We start from the raw sequence: 8,401 nt of genomic DNA, 5'->3' as shown, positions 1-8,401 counted from the left end.
ACTCGGAACAAGGGCGGCCGCACCAGAAGCCCACCAGACACGGCCCGCCCCACCAACCCCAGAAGCCCCACCGCACCCCCGCCCACCGCACCCCCACCCCACCACGCCCCCCACACCCCACACCCACACCCCCACCCCCGCGACGCGGGTCCCCGCGACGCGGTGGGGTTCGACGTAAAAGACGTAAGTACGGGGGGAATTACCCCACCCAACCCCTCCAGCCTCCCCTCGTCCGCCATGTCACCCACTCGGGTGATTCGCGCCAACTGGGCTGGATTTCGGGCGGGTTGCCTGGCATATGCTCACGCCACAACCCCAGACATACGTCGGCCCTCGACGGGAGTAGCAATCCCGACCGAGGGCCTGACCACCGAGGAAGAGAACGCTTCCCGATGGCTTCCCAGCACACTAGCGTGCGCCCGCACCCCTCCGGGCTCATTCACGACAACGTCCGGCACTCCACCCGCTACACCGTCGTCGGCAACCACCTCGCCCAGCACCGCAAGCTCACGCTCGTCGCCCGCGGACTGGCCCTCCTGCTCCAGTCGCTGCCCGCCGGAGCCTCCGTCGGCATCAAGGCCATCGCCGCCCAGGTCCCCGAGAGCGAGCTGCGCGTCGCCCGCGCCATGCGGGAGCTCGAGGCCCATGGCTACCTGGCCCGCCTCCGGGAGCGCCTCCCCGACGGTCGTATCGCATCGCGCACGATCTCGTACAACCGCCCGAAGGCTGAGCACCCCCACCTCCCGTCGACACCCGGGCAGGCCCCCTCCGCCCCCGAGGCCCCCGAGGCCTCCGAGGTCCCCGCCTCGGAGACGCCGGCCCCGACGTCCACCGGCCCGATGTCCGCCGACCCGGAGCCACCACCGAGCCCTCCCACACCGCCCAGCCCACCCACGACATCCACCGCACCCGCCGCACCCGCCCCGCCCACCACACTCACCCCACCCTCACCACCCACTGCTCCCGCCCCAAACACCCCGCCCGCCGACCCGCCCTCCGACCCGCCCTCCGCCGCCCGTCACCGCGCCGCCGCCGAGCTGCTCGCTCGCCTCCGGCTCCACTCACCCCGGCTCCTGCTCTCCGAGCGCGACATCCTGCGCCTCGCCCCGGACGTCACCGTCTGGCTCGAACGCCGCGTCCACCCCGACGCCGTCCTCCAGGCCCTCTCCGCCCGCCTCCCCGACGACCTCGCGCACCCCGCCGGCTTCCTCGCCCACCGCCTCCGCACGCTCCTGCCCCCGCCCCTGCCCGCGCAGCCCCCGGCTCCCGACCCGTTCCAGACGTGCGACGGGTGCGACCGGCCCTTCCGGGCGCCGCGGCCCGGACGCTGCCGCGACTGCCGCCCCGCCGAGAGAGAAGCCGCCTAGCGTGAGGCCGACGACTCGGGTCCGAGGGCACACACGAGGAGCCGGCGCGATGACGACCGCCTCCCCGCCCACCAGGCCATGCCGCCGTCGAGGACGAGCCGCAGGGCGTCACGTGCCATCCCGACGTCATGGTGATCGCCGAGGCCGACACGGAGCCGAGCCTCCTTCGCCCCTCGCACCCTCATCGCGGCCATCGAGGCCATCCAGGCCGTCTCCCGCTCCCACCCCGACAACGACCGGGTCGGCAAGCTGCGGGACCACCCGCTCATGGGCATCCCCGTCTACGCGAGCGGACGACGGACGCCAGATGTCCATCGACGGCGCCCCCACGAGATGTAGCTCGCCTCATCCTTTCGACGAGGTGAGGTCGACACCGCTCGACGGACCGACGTCGACGCCACACCCGCTGACGCCCACATGTTCGGTGAGCGAACACCCGTGACCGGTTTCTGCTCTTGACGAGAAGTCAAACTCTCCCTGAACATTCGTCACACACAGCGCAGCCGCACACGCACCATTCGTGATCACGCTCGTGTTCGTTCTCGACCGAGCTCGTGCACCACCGGGCCTGAGAGCCACCAGGCCCGTCGTTCCATCACGTTCGTGCTCCACCACGTTCCTGCTCGACAAGCTCGTGTTCCACCGAGCTCGCGCTTGATCACGCTCCAACGCCTCGCGTCACCCACGGCGCGAGGCGCTCGCACGTTCCGTCCCATCCCCAGTTCGGAATCCGGAGCCCCCACATGAAACTCTCCGCGAGACTGTCCGTCAGAATGTCGGCCCTGGCCGGCGCCTCGGCGCTGGTCCTCGGTGCCTTCGTCGGCGCCGTCCCGGCCGCCGCCGCACCGGGTGCGGGCACGGCGGGTGCCGCCGCCACGCCGCCCGACATATCGGTGACCAACGTCAAGCAGCACCTGTCCGACCTGCAGACCATCGCCACGAACAACGGCGGCAACCGCGCCCACGGCCGGGCCGGCTACAAGGCGTCCATCGACTTCGTGAAGGCCAAGCTGGACGCGGCCGGATACACCACGACGGTCCAGCAGTTCTCGTACAACGGCACCACCGGCTACAACCTGATCGCCGACTGGCCGGGCGGCGACCCGAACCAGGTGATCATGTCGGGCTCGCACCTCGACTCGGTCACCTCCGGCCCCGGCATCAACGACAACGGCTCCGGCTCGGCGGCCGTCCTGGAGACCGCGCTCGCCGTCTCCCGCGCCCAGTTCCAGCCCACCAAGCACCTGCGGTTCGGCTGGTGGGGCGCGGAGGAGCTGGGCCTGGTCGGCTCGAAGTACTACGTCAACAACCTGCCCAGCACCGAGCGTTCGAAGATCAAGGGCTACCTGAACTTCGACATGATCGGCTCGCCGAACCCGGGCTACTTCGTCTACGACGACGACCCGACGATCGAGCAGACCTTCAAGAACTACTTCGCCGGCCTGGGCGTCCCGACGGAGATCGAGACGGAGGGCGACGGCCGCTCCGACCACGCGTCGTTCAAGAACGTGGGCATTCCCGTCGGCGGTCTGTTCACGGGCGCCAGCCGTACGAAGTCCTCGGCGCAGGTGCAGAAGTGGGGCGGTACGACCACGTCCTTCGACCGCTGCTACCACTCCTCGTGCGACACGACGTCGAACATCAACGACACCGCCCTGGACCGGAACTCCGACGCCATCGCGTACGCGGTGTGGAACCTGTCGGCCGGTACGACGACCCCGCCGGACGGCACGGTCTTCGAGAACACCGCCGACGTGACCGTCCCGGACAACGGCGCCGCGGTGACGTCCTCCGTGACGGTCTCCGGCGTCAGCGGCAACGCGCCGAGCAACCTCGCGGTCGGCGTGAACATCGTCCACACCTACATCGGTGACCTGGTCGTGGACCTCATCGCGCCCGACGGCTCGGTCTACAACCTGCACAACCGGTCGGGCGGCAGCACCGACAACATCAACCAGACCTACACCGTGAACGCCTCCTCCGAGGTCGCCAACGGCGTCTGGAAGCTCCGCGTCCAGGACAAGGCGTCGTGGGACACGGGCTACATCAACAGCTTCAAGCTGACGTTCCCGTAGGCCCGAGGCGGCAGGTGCCCCGAGGCGGCGGCCCCGGGCCCTGCCGGAAGCCGAGAGTCGAGAGCCGAGAACGTAAGCCGAAAGCCGAAAGCCGAAAGCCGCGAGCCGCGAGCCGCCGCGCAGAAAGCTCCCGGGTGGGTCGGTGACCAACGCCCCGACCCACCCGGGGTCCCAATCTCCACCGGTTCCGCCGGGCAGACCCGTCTGCCCGGCGGAGCCGTTTTCCGTGCCAGTGCGGGGCGCGCGGGGCTACTTGGCGGAGTTCGCCGCGTTCACGAGCGCGTCCGGGGTGACGGCGCCGATGTAGACCTTGCCGTCGTCCGTCATCAGCGCGTTGACGATCTTCGTCTTGAAGACGGTGCCGGAACCGAACGAGCCGCTCACCTTGTCGCCGAGGGCGTCCAGGAAGCCCTGGACCTCCTTCGGCGCCTCGCCGGTCTCGGGCGCGGGGGCGCCGGTGTCGATCCGGGCGACGGTGGTCCAGCCCTCGCCGATGACGGTGGGCTCGCCGCCCTTGCCGTTCTCGATCCCGCCGAACAGCCCGCCGAGGCCGTCGCCGAGGCCACCGCCGAAGGGGCCATCGGCGGCCTTGCCGGCGTGGTCGCCGTGGAGGCCCTCGGCGCCCTCGGTGATCTTGGCGCCCTTGGGCGCCTTGAACGTGAAGGTGTCGGCGGCCGGCTTGGCGAAGTCCACCTTGGTGAAGCCCGCGTCGACGACCGGCTTGCCGCCGCTGATGGAGTCGAGGGTGAACTTCAGGGGCGTACCGGTGGACGCGTCGACCGCGATCTTGACCGACTCGACGGTGGAGCCGGACTGCTTGGGCTTGATCACGAGCTGGTAGGCGTCCCGGCCGGCGACGTTGGCGGTGCCGCCGACGGTGATGGAGGTGGTGTCGCCGGCGGCCTTCAGGACCTCGTCGGCCAGTTCCTTGGGCGTGGCGGGCAGCTCCTTGTCGCGGTCCTGGCGACCGCGGTCGTGCTTGCCGTCGGTGTTCTTCTCGTGGAAGACCTCGTTGGACTTGCTGTCGTACGCCCAGAGGTCGTCGCCGTTGTGGATGAGGCTGTACTCGTCGGAGCCGTCGAGGACCGTGAGCTTCTGCCGGTCGGGGCCGTCGGCCGCGATCCGCAGCGTGTGCGAGCCGGAGACCAGCTGGGTCAGCCGCTCGGACGGGTCTGCGGAACCGGAACCGGAACCGGAGCCGCCCGGGATCAGCCCGGCGAACGACGGCAGCCCCAGGTCGGTGCTGATCCTGAACGTGCCGGACAGCGTCTGCGTGTCCGAGGCGGCGATCTTCTCGATGAGCTGCTGCGCGGTGACGTCCGGCAGATCCGGGTCACCCGACGCGGCGAGCGCCGGGACCAGCCCGATGGTCGCCGCGGCCACCCCGGCCACCGCGACCGGGACGACGTAACGGCTCGCCTTGCGCTGTCCTGCCATGTCTGCGTTCCCTCCGTGCCTTCGTGGACCCTTCGTGATGACTCCATCCCACCAGCACGGCCACGAGGAATCGTCAGCCCCCGGACGCAACCTGACGTACGCCTACGGGATGACCCGCCCCTAGGGTTCCTCCCTCGCGCGGACACCGCGGAGGCATCGGGCAGTCCCTCAGCCCGCCCTGTGGACCACCGCGTCGCAGAGTTCTTCCAGGGCCGCCTTCGCGTAGCCGTCCGGGAGGGGGGACAGCATGGCGCGGGCTTCTTTCGCGTAGCGGACGGTTTCGCGGCGGGCCTGTTCCAGGGCCGGGTGGACGCGGAGGCGGCGGAGGGCCTCGGCGTGGCGGGCGTCGTCGGTGAGGTCGCCGTCGACGAGCGCGAGGAGTTCGAGGTCCTCGGGGCGCCCGTGGGCGGCCGCGGCGGCGCGCAGGTGGAGGACCGGCAGGGTGGGGACGCCCTCGCGGAGGTCGGTGCCGGGGGTCTTGCCGGACTCGTGGGAGTCGGAGGCGATGTCGAGCACGTCGTCGGCGAGCTGGAAGGCGACGCCGAGCCGCTCGCCGTACTGGGTGAGGATGTCGACGGTGCCCTCGTCCGCGCCGGACATCATCGCGCCGAAGCGGCAGGAGACAGCGACGAGCGAGCCGGTCTTGCCGCTGAGGACGTCGAGGTAGTGGGCGATCGGGTCGCGGCCCTCCTGCGGGCCGGCCGTCTCCAGGATCTGGCCGGTGACGAGCCGCTCGAACGCCTCGGACTGGATGCGTACGGCCTCGGGTCCGAGGTCGGCGAGCGTGTGCGAGGCGCGAGCGAAGAGGAAGTCACCCGTGAGGACGGCCAGCGAGTTGCCCCAGCGGCTGTTCGCGCTGGCGACACCGCGCCGTACGGCCGCCTCGTCCATGACGTCGTCGTGGTACAGCGTCGCCAGGTGGGTGAGCTCGACGACGACGGCCGAGGGCACGACACCCGGCGCGTAGGGGTCGCCGAACTGCGCCGCGAGCATCACGAGCAGCGGCCGGAACCGCTTGCCGCCGGCCAGCACCAGGTGCTGGGCGGCCTCCGTGATGAACGGGACATCGCTCTTGGTCGCGTCGAGGAGACCCGCCTCCACGGCGGCCAAGCCGGTCTGGACATCGGCTTCGAGAGCCTGGTCCCGCACGCTAAGACCGAACGGCCCGACGACGGTCACGAGGGGATCTCCTGTCTGCTGACGCCTGATGACGCTGCCCTTGACGCTGTTCTGACGATGTCAGGACCGCACGTCGACGACCTGCCGCGGCCTGCCGTTCCGCACGCCGACGACTCGGATTGTCGATGTGTCGGTCCATTCGCTCAAGCCAGCGTATCCGGTCACGTTTCGATCACCGTGGGCGCCTTCCCGTCACCCCCGGTATGTTCGTGATCAGCTGATACGACCAGAAGTTTTCCTTTTGTCCCGAACAGTGATCGACACCGGCCCGAACGGCGAGGCGATGAAGATCCGGACCGATTTCCCGTACGAGACCCGCCACGACGACCTCCGCATCCCCCTGCCCGACGGCACCCGCCTCTACGCGCGCGTGTGGCGCCCCCTCACCGACGAGCCCGTCCCCGCCCTGCTCGAATACCTCCCCCACCGTCTCACCGACGGGACCGCGTCCCGCGACTGGCAACGCCATCCGTGGTACGCGGGCCACGGCTACGCCTCCGTACGGGTGGACGTGCGCGGCCACGGCAACAGCGAGGGGCTGCCCGGCGACGTGCACGACGCGACCGAGCTGGCCGACGGCGTGGCCGTCGTGGAGTGGCTCGCCGCGCAGCCCTGGTGCAGCGGCCGGGTCGGCATGTTCGGCATCGGCTGGGGCGGCGGCAACAGCCTCCGGATCGCCGCGCTGGCGCCCGCGCCGCTGAAGGCCGTCGTGACCGTCTGCGCCGGCGACGACCGCTACGGCAACGACGCCCACTACCTCGGCGGCTCCGTCCTCGCCGCCGGCCTGCACGGCCGGGCCGCCGGCCTGCTCGCCCACGTGTCCCGGCCGCCGGACCCGCTCCACGTGGGCGAGCAGTGGCGCGAGACGTGGCTGAAGCGCCTGGAGGCGGTCGCGCCGTTCACCCACACCTGGCTCGCCCACCAGACCCGCGACGACTACTGGCGGCGGGGCGGCGTGGACACGGGCGGGGTGACCACGGGCAGGGTGACCACGGGCGGGGCCGAGCAGCCCCACGCGTCGATCCGGGACGTCGCCGTGCTCGCCGTGGGCGGCTGGCACGACCCGTACCGGGACACCGTGCTCCGGCTCGTCGAACACCTCCCCCAGGACCGCGTCCGCGGCGTCATCGGCCCCTGGGCGCACCGGTACCCCGACCACGGGACGTCGCCGGGCCCGGCGATCGGCTTCCTCCAGGAGACCCTCCGCTGGTGGGACCACCACCTCAAGGGCGTCGACAACGACGTGATGGCCGAGCCGCTGCTGCGTTCCTGGATCAGCGACTCGCACCCGCCGGCGACGGAGTACGGGGAGCTGCCGGGCCGCTGGGTCACGGACCCGGCCTGGCCGTCGCCGTACGTCGGCCCGGTGACGTACGGCCTCCAGGGCGATCCGGTGGTGGTGCGCTCGCCCCAGCGCACCGGGCTCGACGCGGGCGGCTTCGTCCCGTCGGGCGACGAGGCGGACCTGCCGCCGGACCAGCGCGAGGAGGACGCCCACGCCGCGTGCTTCGACTTCCCGGTGCCGGAGGCCGGTCCTGCCGTCGAGGTCCTGGGCACGCCCTCGGTGCTGCTGCACCTGATGACGCCCGCGCCCACCGGCCAGGTCGTCGCCCGTCTCTGCGACGTCGCCCCGGACGGCTCGTCCACCCTCGTCACGCGGGGCGTGCTGAACCTGTCCGCCCGGTACGGCCCGGACCGGGCGGTCGAGGCGCAGGTGGGCGAGTGGGAGAGCTACACGTTCCCGCTGAGCGCCATCGGCCACGCCTTCCGGCCCGGCCACCGGGTCCGCCTCGCCGTCTCCTCCGCGTACTGGCCGTGGATCTGGCCCCAGCCGGACGCCGCCGGCTTCACCCTCGACCCGGCGGGCTCCGCCCTCACCCTCCCGGTCCGCGCCCACACGGCCGACGCGGTCGAGTTCGGCGAACCGGAGCAGTCCGAGCCGCTGGGCGTCTCCTCCCCGGGCACCCTGGAGGAGCCGCGTCCGCAGCGGGTGGTGGTGCGTGACGTGGCCGGCGGCGAGTGGCGTCTGGAGGCGGCCCCGTGCCCGGCGGGCACCTGGGTCTTCCCGGACGGCCTGGAGGTCACCGAGGAGGCCCTGGACACGTACACGATCGACGAGTCCGACCCGCTGACGGCCCGCACCCGCTCGGACCGGACGATCCGTCTCCACCGCCCGGACGCGGAGCCGCCGTGGGACGTCCGCGTCGAGACGCGCTCGGAGATCACGTGCGACGCGGACGCGTTCTTCACGTCGGACGAGGTGGTCTGCACGGAGGGCGAGGAGGTCGTCTTCCACCGCACCTGGGAGAAGCGCATCCCCCGCACGGCGGGCTGAGCCCACCC

At 71.6% G+C, this 8,401-nt stretch carries 5 protein-coding genes; 3 read left to right on the top strand and 2 right to left on the bottom strand.

The window, feature by feature from the left end:
- Positions 1-392: 392 nt before the first annotated feature.
- Both ESG85_RS07955 and ESG85_RS07945 read left to right on the top strand, forming a co-directional pair.
- A complete protein-coding gene (locus ESG85_RS07955; protein ID WP_128977339.1) occupies positions 393-1,367 on the top strand; it encodes a helix-turn-helix domain-containing protein in 975 nt (324 codons plus the stop codon).
- A 743-nt stretch (positions 1,368-2,110) separates the two neighbouring features.
- Entirely contained in the window at positions 2,111-3,442 is a 1,332-nt protein-coding gene (locus ESG85_RS07945; RefSeq protein WP_128977338.1) for a M28 family metallopeptidase, read from the top strand.
- 249 nt (positions 3,443-3,691) lie between these two features.
- Here ESG85_RS07945 and ESG85_RS07940 read toward each other — a convergent pair whose 3' ends face one another.
- Positions 3,692-4,879: a LolA family protein gene (locus ESG85_RS07940; RefSeq protein ID WP_128977337.1), complete on the bottom strand. Its 1,188-nt coding sequence runs from the start codon at positions 4,877-4,879 to the stop codon at positions 3,692-3,694.
- Positions 4,880-5,047: 168 nt separating this feature from the next.
- Positions 5,048-6,058, bottom strand: coding sequence for a polyprenyl synthetase family protein (locus ESG85_RS07935; protein ID WP_128977336.1), 1,011 nt, complete (start codon positions 6,056-6,058; stop codon positions 5,048-5,050).
- Between the two features lie 283 nt (positions 6,059-6,341).
- Here ESG85_RS07935 and ESG85_RS07930 point away from each other — a divergent pair, with 283 nt between their 5' ends.
- The gene (locus tag ESG85_RS07930; protein WP_128977341.1) at positions 6,342-8,393 is read left to right on the top strand and encodes a CocE/NonD family hydrolase; all 2,052 of its coding nucleotides are present in this window, start codon (positions 6,342-6,344) and stop codon (positions 8,391-8,393) included.
- Positions 8,394-8,401: the final 8 nt, after the last annotated feature.

Origin of the sequence: Streptomyces roseicoloratus, from assembly GCF_004117935.1 — a bacterium.
GTDB lineage: Bacteria > Actinomycetota > Actinomycetes > Streptomycetales > Streptomycetaceae > Streptomyces > Streptomyces roseicoloratus.
This window is presented reverse-complemented; position numbering and strand designations above follow the sequence as displayed.

Coding starts and splice junctions, on each gene's coding strand:
- ESG85_RS07940 (WP_128977337.1), bottom strand. CDS start 4,879: ATGGCAGGACAGCGCAAGGCGAGCCGTTACGTCGTCCCGGTCGCGGTG.
- ESG85_RS07955 (WP_128977339.1), top strand. CDS start 393: ATGGCTTCCCAGCACACTAGCGTGCGCCCGCACCCCTCCGGGCTCATT.
- ESG85_RS07945 (WP_128977338.1), top strand. CDS start 2,111: ATGAAACTCTCCGCGAGACTGTCCGTCAGAATGTCGGCCCTGGCCGGC.
- ESG85_RS07930 (WP_128977341.1), top strand. CDS start 6,342: ATGAAGATCCGGACCGATTTCCCGTACGAGACCCGCCACGACGACCTC.